Here is a 15,296-nt window from a genome sequence, read left to right on the forward strand (position 1 = left end):
TGTTGCGCGGGGTTCCTTTAGGAAAAAAGTGGATGGACCGCTGGTGCCATTCTTGCGTGGGCGTGGACCTGACGGTAGCGATAAAATCGTCAAACAGTGGGGAATAGTTTACACCCGCTTTGCGGCAATTCTATGCAAATCGGGCGAGGGTGAGTGAAATAATCCTCGATCCCCGTTCGCAAGCTGCCTTAGAGGCGCGTCTATAAAAACAAAAATGCCGGACCGCATTGCGCCCCGGCATTGAACTTTGTCTTGGCAACTGTCCGATCAGGTTGCCCCTATGGGCGACCAACGGAAATATACTGGAAGCCGGCTTTCTCGATATAATCTTTGCGATAGATGTTGCGCAAATCGATCAGATTGTGGCTCTTCATGCTCGCTTTGAGGCGTGAGAGATCAAGCGCCCGGAAAGCATCCCATTCGGTGACAATCACCAACGCGTCGGCATTTTCTGCGACGCTGTAGGCATTGTCGCAATAGGTGACATTGCCCAGCAGCTTTTTGGCTTCTTCCATGCCTTCGGGATCGTAGGCATGGATGTCGGCGCCTGCATCCTGCAGGGCCTGAATGATCGAAATGGAGGGTGCGTCGCGCATGTCGTCGGTGTTGGGCTTGAAGGTCAGACCGAGAATGGCGATCTTTTTGCCTCTGACATCCCCATCGCAGGCTGCAATCACCCGGCGGGCCATGGCCCGTTTGCGATTATCGTTGATGGCAATGGTGGTTTCGATCAGCCGTACCGGATGATCGTAATCCTGCGCGGTCTTGGCCAAAGCCAGCGTGTCCTTTGGAAAGCAGGAGCCGCCATATCCCGGTCCGGCATTAAGAAATTTCGATCCAATTCGGTTGTCGAGGCCAATGCCACGCGCCACATCCTGAACATTGGCTCCAACGCTTTCGCATAGATCCGCCATTTCGTTGATGAAGGTGATTTTCATCGCCAGAAAGCCATTGGCCGCATATTTGATCAGCTCGGACGTGCGGCGGTTGACGAAAAGCAGAGGCGACTGGTTGAGGAACAAAGGCCGGTAAACCTCTTCCATCGCCGCCTTGGCGCGCTCGTCCTCGACGCCGACTACGATCCTGTCCGGGCGTTTGAAATCTTCAATCGCGGCACCTTCGCGCAAGAATTCGGGGTTCGAGACGACCGAGAAATCCGCATTCGGATTGGTCTCGCGGATGATCCGTTCCACTTCGTCACCGGTCCCGACCGGCACCGTCGACTTGTTGACCACCACCGTGTAGCCTTTCATCGCCTTGGCGATGGTGCGGGCCGCAGCATAGACATAGGACAGATCCGCATGCCCATCGCCACGCCGCGAAGGGGTGCCAACCGCGATGAAGACCACGTCGGTCTCTCGCACAGCGGCTTCCACATCGGTGGTGAAGGACAGGGTGCCATTGTTGCTGTTACGGGAAACGATTTGTTCCAGTCCCGGCTCGTAGATCGGGATCTTGCCACTATTGAGCGCTTCGATTTTCGAGGCGTCGACGTCGGCGCAAATGACGTGATGACCGAAATCGGTGAAGCAGGCTCCGCTGACCAATCCGACATATCCTGAGCCGATGACCGAGATTTTCATTGCATGCAGTCCTTGTTGTTCTCGTGACCCTGTGGTCTGGCAATGCGGCCAAAAAGGCGGCATAGGCTTTGACGGCACATTCCTTCTTTCAGCGCCGTGCTTCAACCCATTTATGCCGCTGGTCACCAGCTTTCAACCAAACCAATCGTCCTCTGGTGCATATCGGGTGCCTGCCAACCGCAAACCGGCTTTGAAGCACGGCCAAAGGCGAAAACAGGCGGCTGACAGCGGTGTCTGACCCCCTTTGTCAGGAATAAGTCAGCAAGATCAATGATGACCAGAGTGGGGATAGCGCAATTATGCTGCACTTTGATAACAGTCCAGCGTTCTGAAAAATCAGTACTCTTTCCACGGGTGCGTTTGTTCGGCCCGGTTTGGCCGCTTGGTGGTCACAACAAAGTGCCATCTGGTGATGCCCGTGTGCTTGAAACCGCCCCTGATATGACGGGGTTGTGAACAAAAATTGCCGTTTGATCATGCATGACAGGGGGTGAAATGCTATGGAATCGGGACTGACAGGATTCGGGTGGTTCGTTCAAGAGGGGATTAGATGGCTATCAGACTATTCAGCAAACAGGCTCTTGTGGCTCGCAGGGGACGCGTTCTGGCAAGTGCAGCGATGGCGATGATTGCTGCACTGACAATGTCTTTCTCTGCCCATGCATTCGAAATCAAGGCGCGTATCAAGACGGTGAACCGCACCGGCGCCATTGAGTTGACCTTGCCCAAAGGCAGCATGGTGGCCATCGGTGATAAGGTGCGTGTATCCGTGACCCCTGATACTATGTCCAAGGAGGTCAATAAAACCCGTTGGACCGTCAAGGCGTTGAATGGCGACGTGATTGTCGCCATTCCCGATGGGACTCCAATTGTCATGCCTGAGCCGGGCTTTGCTGCTGTGATCAATTCCATCGCCAACCAGCCGCCAGCAGAAAAAGAACCTGAAACAGGGGCGGATGTCGTTGCCAAGCCGGAAGCCAAAACACCTGATGATACCAAGCCAATGGTCGCAATGACCAAGGCTGAGGTGCCAGAAACCGATGGGGAGCCTGTCGAGGCAAAGCCGTCTGAGGAAATGAGCGCGGCACCTTCCGCCATTGACATGGAAAAGACGGAAGACCCCTCCCAAGAGCTTGCCAAGCAGCAGGAAACGGCTGACGACCCAATGACCCAGCAGGCTGATGGGACACCAAAGGCGCCCATGTCTGGCGAGGCAGAAGCTGAAGCGCCCATGAAAGAGGCTTCCAAGTCTCATGCCTCTGAGCAGGCAGAGCCAGCGTCCGCTGCATCAAAGCCCGAGACTGCACCAATGGCGGACAAGGTGCAGCAGTCTGAAGCACTGGATGGTCCCTCAGAAAAACTTGAACTCAAAGGCTCGATACCTGACACGGCTGTTGAAATGCCTGCGCCTGCAGATGCGGGCGCTGACGCTGTTGACGCAACGCCAATGGCACCCAAGGGCAATCCCGCCGACATTCATGATTGTGATCGCCTGGCCGCCCATTCCTTCGATCCCGATGCCAAGGTCGAGGGTGTTGCCTATGCCAGTCTCAAGGCGGGCGAGGTGATCGAAATTTGCCAGCAAGCGATCGACACATTTCCCGATGAAGCGCGCTTCTATTCCCAATTGACCCGCGGTCTCCACAAGGCGGGCAGGATACAGGAAGCCTTCGAGGCCACCCGCAAAGGAGCAGAGCTTGGCAGTGGTCATTCCATGGCCTTCCTTGCGGTGATGTTCCAGCAAGGACAGGCCGTTCCCAAGGATCTAGGCAAGGCGCTGGAATGGTTTGAAAAAGCCGCCGCGAAAGGCAATCCTGCCGCCATGGTTTTCGCAGCCGCGATGCATCGCGATGGCACTGGAACGGTTCAGAATTACGGAAAGGCAGCGATTTTCTATCAGCAGGCCGCCGATCTTGATGTCGCGGAAGCGATGACCGGCCTTGCGGTCTTTTTGGACCGGGGGCAGGGGGTGGAAAAAGAGCCGGATGAAGCCGCACGCTATTTCCTAAAGGCGCTCAAGGCTGACGATGTGGAAGCTCGTAAATTGCTCTATGAAGCACCGGGGGCCATCTCTCTTGAAACCCGCAAGCAAATTCAGGAACGCCTGAAATCGGACAACTATTATCGCGGACCGATTGACGGTGATTTTGGCACGGGCACACGCAACGCTCTGACACTGTTCCGCCGCGCGCGATAAAGCCGCAGGACAGAAAGGCGCATGTTTTTGCATCAAAGGGCATCCCGAAAGCGGGATGCCCTTTCTGGTTTTGGCATCCTCTTTTCCGCAACTGCGAAAATATTTCAATAAATTGAAATATCAATGCTAATTACCGCTTCTTGGTGGAGATTTATGCACAATACCAAAGTTTCTACTGCGACATCTTGTGCAGCGCACTCTCTTTTGGTAAAAAAATTTTACCAAAATGTCCGGTGGGACCCGCGCAAAACTGTGTCTGGTTCAACCACCCGCTAGACGCTTGTCTGATTGCGTGTATCATGAGGGCGAATGCGGATCCTGCGTCACCCGGTTTGAAACAAGGGGGCGGGGGACATTATCAGGAAGTGCCCTTGCGGCCTCTCCCAGATCACCGAAGCGATCAAACGGACACCAAGATCCGGATTGCAAACCCACCTTTGCCGCTTTCCTTCTGTCGCGCCATCAAGGCGGCTGCATGGAGAACGGCCAAGCTACAGGAACAGTTATGGCTGAATTCAATAAGATCCTGATTGCCAACCGAGGCGAAATTGCCATTCGTATCATGCGTGCCTGCAACGAGCTGGGCAAACGCACTGTTGCGATTTATGCCGAAGAAGACAAGCTCAGCCTGCACCGCTTCAAGGCCGATGAGGCCTATCGGGTGGGGGAAGGCCTTGGGCCGGTTGCCGCTTATCTGTCGATCGAGCATATCATTCGCGTTGCCAAACAATGTGGCGCTGATGCCATTCATCCCGGCTATGGTCTGCTGTCGGAAAATCCGCAATTTGTCGACGCCTGTGACGCTGCTGGCATCACCTTCATCGGCCCGAAGGCTGAAACCATGCGCGCCCTTGGCGACAAGGCATCGGCCCGTCGCGTTGCCATCGAGGCCGGAGTTCCGGTCATCCCGGCAACCGAAGTGTTGGGGGATGACATGGGCGAAATCGCCAAGCAGGCCGATGAGGTTGGCTATCCGCTTATGCTCAAAGCCAGCTGGGGCGGCGGTGGTCGCGGTATGCGCCCGATTCTGGGCCCCGATGAGCTGGAAGACAAGGTGCTTGAAGGCCGTCGTGAAGCCGAAGCCGCCTTTGGCAATGGCGAAGGCTATCTGGAAAAGATGATCATCCGTGCCCGTCACGTTGAGGTTCAGATCCTCGGTGACAAGCATGGTGGCATGTATCATCTCTATGAGCGTGACTGCTCGGTTCAGCGCCGCAACCAGAAGGTTGTCGAGCGCGCACCAGCGCCATATCTGACCGAAGAACAGCGCACCGAAATCTGCGAGCTTGGCTACAAGATCTGCAAACACGTCAATTATGAATGCGCTGGCACGGTCGAGTTCCTGATGGACATGGACAGTGGCAAATTCTACTTCATCGAGGTCAATCCACGGGTGCAGGTGGAGCATACGGTGACCGAGGAAGTGACCGGGATCGATATCGTCCGCGCCCAGATCAAGATCGCGGAAGGCAAGACCATTGCGGACGCCACGGGCAAAGAGAGCCAGGATGACGTGAAACTGAATGGCCATGCGCTCCAGTGTCGCGTGACCACCGAAGACCCGCACCAGAATTTCATTCCCGATTATGGTCGCTTGACCGCCTATCGCTCGGCGACCGGCATGGGTATCCGTCTTGATGGCGGCACCGCCTATGAGGGCGGCGTCATCACCCGCTATTATGACAGCCTCTTGACCAAGGTTACCGCTTGGGCACCGACCCCTGAACAGGCGATTGCCCGCCTTGATCGCGCCCTGCGCGAATTCCGTATTCGCGGGGTTGCGACCAACATTCCGTTCGTCGAGAACCTGCTCAAGCATCCGACCTTCCTTGATTATAGCTACACCACCAAATTCATCGACACCACGCCAGAATTGTTCGACTTCGCCGAGCGACGCGACCGTGGCACCAAGGTGTTGAGCTATATCGCTGACATCACGGTCAACGGTCATCCAGAAACCAAGGGCCGTCCGGAGCCGGCGCAAAATCTGCGTCATGCCCATGTGCCAGAGTTGAAAACCGAAGAACCGGCCGCTGGCACTCGCAACTTGCTTGAGGAAAAAGGCCCCGAAGGTGTCGTTGAGTGGCTGAAGGATCAGAAGCAATTGCTGCTGACCGACACCACCATGCGTGATGGCCACCAGTCCCTGTTGGCGACCCGAATGCGGTCGCTCGATATGGTCAAGGTGACGCCAGGCTATGCCGCCAACCTGCCGCAGCTCTTCTCGCTTGAATGCTGGGGTGGCGCAACGTTTGACGTGGCTTACCGCTTCCTGCAGGAATGCCCATGGCAGCGCCTGCGCGACATCCGTTCCCGCTTGCCGAATGTGATGACGCAAATGTTGCTGCGTGCGTCAAACGGCGTTGGCTATACCAACTATCCGGACAATGTGGTCGAGGCCTTCGTCAAACAGGCCGCCACCACCGGCATCGACGTCTTCCGCGTCTTCGATTCCCTTAACTGGGTCGAGAATATGCGCGTTGCCATGGATGCGGTGCTGGAGAATAACAAGATCTGCGAAGGCACCATCTGCTATACCGGTGATATCTTCGATCCGGATCGGGCCAAGTATGATCTGAAATATTATGTCCGGATGGGCAAGGACCTGCGCGATGCGGGCGCTCATATCCTCGGTTTGAAGGATATGGCTGGCTTGCTGAAGCCTGCTCAGGCGCGTGTGCTGATCAAGGCGCTGAAGGAAGAAGTCGGCCTGCCGCTTCACTTCCACACCCATGATACCTCCGGCATCGCAGGTGCCACGGTTCTGGCAGCCTCTGAGGCCGGGGCCGACATTGTCGACGCCGCTATGGATGCCTTCTCTGGCTCCACCTCCCAGCCTTGCCTTGGCTCCATTGTCGAAGCCCTGCGTCACACCGAGCGTGACACCGGCATCGACATCAAGGCCGTGCGCGAAATTTCTGACTATTGGGAAGCGGTGCGGGCGCAATATGCGGCCTTTGAAAGCGGCATGATGGCCCCTGCTTCTGAAGTTTATCTTCATGAAATGCCCGGCGGTCAGTTCACCAACCTCAAGGCACAGGCCCGCTCGCTGGGCCTCGAAGAACGCTGGCACGAAGTCGCCCAGACCTATTCCGACGTCAACCGGATGTTTGGTGACATCGTTAAGGTGACGCCATCCTCCAAAGTGGTTGGGGACATGGCCCTGATGATGGTCAGCCAAGGTTTGAGCCGTGATGAAGTTGAAGATCCGAAAGTGGAGGTTGCCTTCCCGGACTCCGTCATCGACATGATGCGCGGCAATCTCGGCCAGCCCGAGGGCGGTTTCCCGGATAATATTGTCTCCAAGGTGCTCAAAGGCGAAAAGCCGAACACCGAACGCCCGGGCAAGCATCTAGAAGCGGTCGATCTGGAAGAAGTCCGCGCCAAAGTCTCTGAAGAGCTGGAAGGCTTTGAAATCGATGATGAGGATCTGAACGGCTATCTGATGTATCCCAAGGTCTTCCTCGACTATATGGACCGTCACCGCACCTATGGTCCGGTGCGCACCCTGCCAACCCCGACCTATTTCTACGGCATGAAGCCCGGCGAACAGATTTCTGCGGAAATCGACCCCGGCAAGACCTTGGAAATCCGCATGCTGGCCGTGGGTGAGACGAACGAGGAGGGCGACGTCAAGGTCTTCTTCGAATTGAACGGTCAGCCACGCGCCATCCGGGTTCCAAATCGTCAGATCAAGGCAACTTCTGCCAAACGGCCAAAAGCGGAAGCCAACAATGCCAATCACATCGGCGCACCGATGCCCGGCGTTGTGGCATCGATCGGCGTGCAGGCAGGTCAAAAGGTCAAGTCCGGCGATCTGCTGCTGACCATCGAAGCCATGAAAATGGAAACCGGCATCCATGCCGAGCGCGATGCCACCGTCAAAGCGGTCCATGTCGCTCCGGGTGGACAGATCGACGCCAAGGATCTGCTGGTCGAATTTGAAGGCTGAGAAATCTGACTAAGAGTCTGACAAAGCGATAAAAAGCGCTATGATAGCCCCGACGCCGACGGTGTCGGGGCTTTTTGTTGGCAGGGTGCAGGCAACATCAGACAAGAAAGACGGGGGCTCGGATAACGATGACAGGGACAAACGCAATGCGCGGGACGCACAGTGAGTGGCTATTGCATGATGACTGGATTTTGGCGCGGATCGGAGCACCAACAAAGGTTCCCTTTGCCATTCCCGGCGATGTGCATTCCGCACTGTTGGCGGAAGAGGAAATCCCCGATCCCTTCTGGCGTGATACGGAAACCAGTCTCGATTGGGTGCATGAAAGCCAGTGGCAGGCCGAAACCACCTTCACCATGGAAGCAGACCCGACAGGGGCTTACTGTCTGACGCTTGATAGCGTCGATTGCCACGCCATCCTGTTCTTGAACGGCATCGAGATTGGTCGTTGTGAAAGTCAGTTTCTGCGCTACGATTTTGACGTGTCCAAGGCCTTGCAAAAGGGTGCCAATCGCCTCGCCATCCGGTTTTTGTCCAATTCTCGCGAGGCTCGCGACAAGCAGGATCAGTTCCCCTTCAAGGTGCCGCATATTTTCTGGAATTGTCGGTTGCCCCATTACAATTTCCTGCGTAAGGCCCAGTGCCATGCGGGCTGGGACTGGAACATCGCTCTTTCGCCACTGGGTATCTATGGCACGGTTCGGTTAAGGAAACTCAGCACAGTGCGGCTGGATGACGTCATGGTGCGCCAGCATCACGCGGATGGGGTGGTGCGGCTTGATATAACGGCCTTCTATCACGCCGATGAACCAGCTGAATTGACCCTGGCAGCCAGCCTCGATGGGCAGGTGGCCAGCCAGGCCATCACGGTCTGGCCGGGCGAGGGCAAGGCGGATCTGTCGATCACCATCGACCAGCCACGCCTCTGGTGGCCAATAGGGCACGGCGAACAGCCTCTCTACGATCTGACCATCATGCTTGATGGCCAGAGTATCGAGCGCCGCATCGGCTTGCGCCAGATCGAGCTGGTCACTGACAGAGATGAAATTGGCAATCGCTTTGCTTTTCGCGTCAATGGGCGTGAGATCTTCTGCCGCGGTGCCAACTGGATTCCCGCCGACGCCTTGCCCGCCCGCGCCACGCCTGACCATGTGCGCGATCTTCTGACCTCGGCCGTCGAGGCCAATATGAACATGATCCGCGTCTGGGGTGGCGGCCAGTATGAGCCGGACTGGTTCTATGACCTATGCTCAGAACTGGGCCTGTTGGTCTGGCATGATTTCATGTTTGCCTGCAATCTCTACCCTGCTTCGGATCCTGATTGGCTGGCCCTTGTGCGCCGGGAGGCCCGCCAGCAGATCCGTCGCCTGTCAAGCCAGCCTTGCATGGCTTTGTGGTGCGGCGACAATGAGCTGGTCGGCGCACTGACATGGTATGAGGAAAGCAAGAAGGATCGCGACCGCTATCTGGTGATGTATGATCGCCTCAATCACGCCTTGGAAGAAGCCATCCATGCCGAGCGGCCGGATAGTCCCTTCTGGCCATCTTCGCCTTCGGTCGGGCCTCTCAATTTTGGCGATGGCTGGCATGATGACACAGCCGGTGACATGCATTTCTGGGATGTCTGGCACTCGGCCAAGGATTTCGAGCATTATCGCAGCGTTCAGCCCCGCTTCTGCTCGGAGTTCGGCTTTCAGTCCTTCCCGTCAAAGCGGGTGATAGAAAGCTTCACCGAGCCACAAGACCGCAATGTCTCCTCGCCGGTTATGGAGACCCATCAACGCAATGAAGGCGGCAACAGCCGGATTGTTGAGACCATCGCGCGCTATTTCCGGTTCCCTGATGGTTTTGACGATCTGACCTATCTCAGCCAGATCAGTCAGGGCTTGGCAATGAAAACCGCCATTGAATATTGGCGCTCCGCCAAGCCCCGTTGTATGGGAACCCTCTATTGGCAGTTGAATGATACCTGGCCGGTGGCAAGCTGGTCGGGGCTGGAATATGGGGGCGGCTGGAAACTGCTCCACTATATGGCCCGCCGTTTTTATGCCCCTGTGCTGGTCACCGCTCAGCCTGACCGCGCATGCGGCGACATAATACTCACGGCGATCAATGACAGCCCGACGCCGCTTGACCTCACACTCTCGATTGCCAAAGTCGAGCTGCAAGGAGGCGTCAAAGCCTTTGGAGATGTTCATGTCACCTGTCCCATGGGGCGGGCGATGGAAGTAACACGCATCAAGCGTGAGGCGCTTGGAGAGGATGCCTTCTTGCATCTCAATTGGCTCAGCAAGGACGGTCTTCATCGTGGCGAGAATGATTATCTGCCAAAGCGGCCAAAGGATTTCAACCTGCCCACGCCTTCCATCAGCCTTGATGAGCATGTCAATGACAAAGGGGAGACCGAAATCACCTTGCTGTCCGACAAGCCTGCTTTTTTTGTAACCTATCACCATGGGGGCGATCGGATTTTCTCGGACAATTGCGTTACCTTGCTGCCCGACCGACCCAAAATTTTGACTGTAACGCGGCAGCGGCGCTCTCACCTGCCGCCGATTGAGGCTGAACTTAGCTATTTGAAACAATAAGGCCACACCAATTGGCTGGTCTTGCTACCGGGGGAACGAAATTGAAACTGGCAGTGATTGGCCTCGGCATGGCAGCAAAGCCCCATGTCGCGGCCTTGAAACAACTTGAGGGTCGCGTCGAAGTGACCGGCCTTCACATGCGCAACGAGGCCCGTCGGAAGGCCGCAGCGAAGGACTATGGCTGGCCAACATTTGACAGCATCGATGCCATCGCCGCAGATCCGAAAACAGATGCCGTTTTGATCCTCACCCCGCCCAACGCGCGGCGAGAGATCGTGGAAAAACTGACTGCTGCAGGCAAGCACATCCTGATGGAAAAGCCCATCGAGCGGAGCCTTGGGGCCGCCGTTGAGCTGGTCGAAATGACGGAAAATGCCAATGTCAAACTCGGCATCGTCTTCCAGCATCGCGCGCGGCAAGGCTCTCTGCGGCTGGCGCAAATGCTCAGGGATGGTGCTTTGGGCGAAATCGCCATGGTCCGCACCAATGTGCCTTGGTGGCGCGGGCAGGATTATTATGACCAGCCGGGGCGTGGCTCCTTTGCGCAGGATGGCGGCGGTGTGCTGATCACCCAAGCCATCCATGTGCTTGATCTCATGTTGTCTCTGTGCGGCCCCGTTCAAGCCGTGCAGGCCATGCTGACCACCTCGCGCCTGCACAGGATGGAGGCCGAGGATTTCGCCACTGCTGGCTTGATCTACGAGAATGGGGCTGTCGGCTCGGTTGTCGCCACCACCGCGTCCTTTCCGGGGGATGTGGAAAGCATCTGCATTGATGGCACACTGGGCAGCGCCAAGCTGGAAGCTGGAGAGCTGACCCTCCATTGGCGTGATGGCCGGATCGAGGCATTCGGTGAAGAAAGCCAGTCGGGTGGCGGTGCTGATCCGATGGACTTTCCATGCGACTGGCACCGCGCCATTATCGAGAATTTTGCCGATTATCTGGAGGGAAAAGCTGACTTGCTGGCCTCTGGCCGTCAGGCGCTGGAGGTTCATCGCCTGATCGACGCCATGACCCGCTCAGGCAATCGGGATGGCCAACGGGTTGATTTGCCCGAGATCTAGATCCCTTTTCCCCGAGCGTGTCAGTCTTGCGAAGACCGCACAGGTCCGGTGTGGGTTGCTGCACCACTATTGACGAAAAACAGGCCATAGTGAACCGCAACATAGCCAACCACCAGCGTTGCTATGGCCAACTCGAGCTGCGCCAGTCCGAGCAGGATGCTGAGCGAGGCGGTGTCCATGCCCCATGTTGCCAACAGGGGAGCAACCTTGAACAAGGCGGTGGCCCCGATCACCATCGGGAAAGTGAATGCCGCATAGGCCGGACTGAAGGGCAGCCGCATCAGCCGGAAAAAGGCCACATAGATCAATGTTGTCATCAACAAAGCGATGCCAAGCAGCAACATCACCAGCAGCATCGAAGGATTGGGCGTCATGGAGAGGTAGCCAGTCAGAGACAGGCTTGCCGGGGCTGCCAGAATAGCAATGGTCGGCTTTGCCGCGTCCGGGATATCCTCCAAAAAGATCAGGCGATACAGCATGACAGGCAGCATGACCGCATAGCATGCAAGGGCGAACCAGAACAGCCCATCAAGGAAGAGGCCAAGCACACTACCGGTGATAGCCGCAGGCGGTGCGCTGACATTGGCCACGATCAACCCCACCGGAGGCACGAACCAACTGGGCACCATCTGGCCAAGGGTAAAACCCGGTAGGCGCGCCTGCAGGAACATCACCAGAAAGCCCAGATGCAAGCCAACCGCCACCAACCACATGGTCAGTCGCAGACCGGGTTCAAGCCCCATCGAAACAATCATTAACGCCATCGCAAATGTCGGCACCACGCTGCCGACCACCGGGTGCTCAAGATCCTGCTTAAGAGCTGCCGGATGGAGCAAGAACTTGACGGCGATCAGCAACAGCAACGCAAAAGCAAGACCTGCTGAAAGGCTGCGCGCCCCCCCTGAAAACAGCCCTGTCATCTCCCAGCAATTCCCCAGACTGGCTATCCCGAGTGCCAGACCGGCAAGGGGGGTGGGAATGTCGTAAAAACGGATGTTGGTCATGGGGAACTCGTTTCGGAAGCAAGTCTTGGATTTTCAGGTGAGCGCTGTAGGAAAGAACAATTTGCTGCAAAAGAAGCCTTTTGCGCAATGAAGGCACCATAAACTTGTTTAGGTATTCGTGATATCTAAATGAATTAAACATAACGTTTGGAAAAACTAAATGCCTACATTGAAACAACTCAATGCCTTTGTCGCCATTGCCCGCAATGGAAATCTCGGGGATGCAGCCAACAGCATTCATCTGAGCAAGGGGGCTGTTTCACAGGCTCTGGCCGAGTTGGAACTGCGTCTGGGAACACGCCTGTTCGATCGGGTTCACCCCCGATTGCGGCTCAATGATCAGGGGCGCCAGTTGCAGGTTCTGGCAGAGGATATTCTTGATCGTGTCGAGGATGTGCGGCACATGTTCGATCACGGCGGCTCTCCGGTCGGCACCTTGCGGATCGGTGCCAGCCAAACCATCGGCAACTATCTTTTGCCCCGCTTGCTGGCCGATATATCCGGCCTTGACGCCAAGGTCAGTATTGCAAACAGCCAGCAACTGTGTGAAAGGCTTATCCGCTTCGAGCTGGATCTGGCCCTGATCGAGGGGCGTACCGATGATCCGGATCTGGAGACCCGTATCTGGCGCAGAGATGAAATGCTGCTGGTCGCCAGACCCGATCACCCCTTGGCGGGGCGGCAAGGGGTGGCGCTTGCTGATCTGTCCGGGTGCGACTGGATACTGCGCGAACCGAAATCGGGGTCGCGCGCCCAGTTTGATCGTGCCATCGCCCCGCATCTGGTATCAATGGGAAAAGTGCTGGAACTGAATTCCATTGAGGCTCTTATTCTCGCGGTTGAGCAGGGCCTCGGCGTGACGCTGGTCTCCCGTCTCGCGGTTGAGTCGCGCTTGCAGCAAAAGACGTTGGCAATCCTTGCAGTCGATCAATGCTTCACGCGCACGCTAAAGCTTGTTTGGCACCGCCAGAAATATCACAGCGCCCTGATGGATCATTTCATCGCCAGCATCGTGACCGACGATACTGCAACCACACCGCAAGAGACTTAGACAAGATCCTCAACCTCGACCTGATCGGCGATCGACAAAACGACCTCCTTGTGAGGCAGACGCGGCCCGATCTCACCGAGAGCCGCCACGGCAAAGGCGGTCGATTGGCGCGCGATCGTGTGAAGCGGCAAGCCTGAAAGCCGCCCGTGGATGATGCCCGCCACCATGGCATCGCCAGCCCCGACTGAACTGACGACCTTGGTCTCGGGGGCCTTGGCCAGCACGCAACGCGTCTCCGTGATAAACAGGGCTCCCTCTGACCCCATCGACACTGCCGCGAGCCCGATTCCGCCGTCGCTCAGTTTATGCACTTCGTCGATGATTTCGTGATGACTGGTGAGCGGTTTGCCGGTTACAGCACGCAATTCAGCCAGATTGGGCTTGATGACATCCGGCGTTGCCTTCAGCCCCCAATGCAAGGCTTCGCCGCTTGTATCGAGATAGACGCAAGCCCCCTTGGCTTTCAAAAGGTCGATCAGGTCATGAAACAGATGATCCGGTCCATCTTGCGGCATGCTGCCTGCCAGCACGAAATGTTCCATGCCTTCATCGCTCAGCCTGACGATCATGTCCTTGACGGCATTGTAGCCCGAAGCCGGAGCGGCAGCACCTGGATAATTGATATCCGTCACCTGATCACGCACGGCATCGACCAGTTTCACATTGACCCGCACCCGGCCGGGAATGCGAATGAAGCGATCCTCAATGCTCTTTTCCGCAAAAAGCCGCTCGAAAATCACTGCATTGTCCTGTCCCATCAAACCGGTGGCCGTGACCCGATGGTCGAAATGGGCCAGAAAGGACGCGACATTGACCCCCTTACCACCAGCATCGATCTGCACCGATTGGACGCGATTGACCGCGCCGGCCTGAAAGTCCTTGACCCGGGCGGACTGGTCAATGGCTGGGTTGAGGGTCAGGGTGACGACGGGGGGAGGGATACGCATGGGTCTTGTTCCAGAACTTAATGAGGCCCAAAAAGATAGCGCAAAAAAGATGCGTCAACGATGGGCTTTGAGACCCACAAGCTTACCCATGCCTGACCGCCTGAACAGGACATGGATCAAGTGACGGTGAAACCTCGACTGCGAAAAATGTCGCGGGCTGCTTCAGTCTCCGCTGGTGTCGGCGTGCGCAGGTCACGCAACTGATAAGTCATCCCCAGCTGGTCCCACTTGGATACCCCAAGCTGGTGAAAGGGCAAAAGCTCGATCATTTCGATGTCGGCCCCCAGATCATCCCTGAGATGGGCGACATAATCGGCCATGCCTGCTACCTCGTCCGGGGCGTCGCTCCAACCGGGCACCAGCACATAGCGCACCCGCATTGTCTTGCCCAGACGCGCCAGCCGTTCGGCAAAGTCGAGGGTTGGCTGCAACGGTTGCGCTGTCAATGCCTTGTAGCGATCCGGATCGATATGCTTGATGTCGAGCATGATCAGATCGAAATCATCAAACCATTCATCGGGCACATTGCCATGCAAATAGCCTTGGGTATCGAGCGCAATATGCAGTCCGAAGCGCTTCTTGATCGCATGAGCTGTCTTGCCGACAAATTCCGCTTGCATCATTGGTTCGCCACCGGAAAAGGTCACGCCACCGGAATTCTTCAGAAACCCTGCATAGCCATGCACTTCGCGAACCAGATCCTTGACGGTGACTTTCTGGCCATTGTGCAACTTCCAGGTATCGGGATTGTGGCAGTAAAGGCAGCGAAACAGGCAGCCAGCCATGAAAAACACAAACCGCATCCCCGGGCCATCCACCGCAGCGCCGGATTCAATCGAATGCAGATAGCCGTGCGTTGCATGGGCATGCACCTCTTGCAGGTGGGTTTCATGAATGCTGACAGTCAATC

General features: G+C 56.6%; 9 protein-coding genes. 5 read left to right on the top strand and 4 right to left on the bottom strand.

All coding sequences use genetic code 11. From position 1 onward, the window contains the following. Nucleotides 1-278: 278 nt before the first annotated feature. Nucleotides 279-1,583 carry a UDP-glucose dehydrogenase family protein gene (locus DSD30_RS12765; protein ID WP_114010057.1) on the bottom strand — a complete coding sequence of 435 codons (1,305 nt, stop codon included), beginning with the start codon at nucleotides 1,581-1,583 and terminating at the stop codon, nucleotides 279-281. Between the two features lie 550 nt (nucleotides 1,584-2,133). Between DSD30_RS12765 and DSD30_RS12770 the strand changes: the two genes are divergently transcribed. The 4 genes from DSD30_RS12770 (at nucleotide 2,134) to DSD30_RS12785 (ending at nucleotide 11,384) form a co-directional block, all read left to right on the top strand. Beyond that, nucleotides 2,134-3,780 (top strand): SEL1-like repeat protein, encoded by a 1,647-nt coding sequence (locus tag DSD30_RS12770; RefSeq protein WP_114010058.1) that lies wholly within the window; start codon nucleotides 2,134-2,136, stop codon nucleotides 3,778-3,780. 505 nt (nucleotides 3,781-4,285) lie between these two features. Continuing rightward, entirely contained in the window at nucleotides 4,286-7,732 is a 3,447-nt protein-coding gene (locus tag DSD30_RS12775) for a pyruvate carboxylase (protein WP_114010059.1), read from the top strand. Between the two features lie 146 nt (nucleotides 7,733-7,878). Continuing rightward, entirely contained in the window at nucleotides 7,879-10,320 is a 2,442-nt protein-coding gene (locus tag DSD30_RS12780; protein WP_198662943.1) for a beta-mannosidase, read from the top strand. 41 nt (nucleotides 10,321-10,361) lie between these two features. Continuing rightward, a complete protein-coding gene (locus tag DSD30_RS12785; RefSeq protein ID WP_114010440.1) occupies nucleotides 10,362-11,384 on the top strand; it encodes a Gfo/Idh/MocA family protein in 1,023 nt (340 codons plus the stop codon). A gap of 20 nt (nucleotides 11,385-11,404) precedes the next feature. On the opposite strand, the gene DSD30_RS12790 is transcribed toward DSD30_RS12785, so the two are convergent. Continuing rightward, nucleotides 11,405-12,388, bottom strand: coding sequence for a TDT family transporter (locus tag DSD30_RS12790; protein ID WP_114010061.1), 984 nt, complete (start codon nucleotides 12,386-12,388; stop codon nucleotides 11,405-11,407). Between the two features lie 160 nt (nucleotides 12,389-12,548). On the opposite strand from DSD30_RS12790, the gene DSD30_RS12795 reads away from it, so the two are divergent. Then, the gene (locus DSD30_RS12795; RefSeq protein WP_114010062.1) at nucleotides 12,549-13,439 is read left to right on the top strand and encodes a LysR family transcriptional regulator; all 891 of its coding nucleotides are present in this window, start codon (nucleotides 12,549-12,551) and stop codon (nucleotides 13,437-13,439) included. Here the strand turns inward: DSD30_RS12795 and pfkB are convergent. Together pfkB and pflA are read right to left on the bottom strand one after the other, a co-directional pair. Further along, nucleotides 13,436-14,386: a 1-phosphofructokinase gene (gene pfkB, locus DSD30_RS12800; protein ID WP_114010063.1), complete on the bottom strand. Its 951-nt coding sequence runs from the start codon at nucleotides 14,384-14,386 to the stop codon at nucleotides 13,436-13,438. The two genes, DSD30_RS12795 and pfkB, sit on opposite strands and share 4 nt — an antisense overlap. 116 nt (nucleotides 14,387-14,502) lie before the next feature. Next, nucleotides 14,503-15,294, bottom strand: a complete 792-nt coding sequence (gene pflA / locus DSD30_RS12805) for a pyruvate formate-lyase-activating protein (protein WP_198662944.1) — start codon at nucleotides 15,292-15,294, stop codon at nucleotides 14,503-14,505. Between the last annotated feature and the right edge of the window lie 2 nt (nucleotides 15,295-15,296).

Source organism: Cohaesibacter intestini, from assembly GCF_003324485.1.
GTDB classification, from domain to species: domain Bacteria; phylum Pseudomonadota; class Alphaproteobacteria; order Rhizobiales; family Cohaesibacteraceae; genus Cohaesibacter; species Cohaesibacter intestini.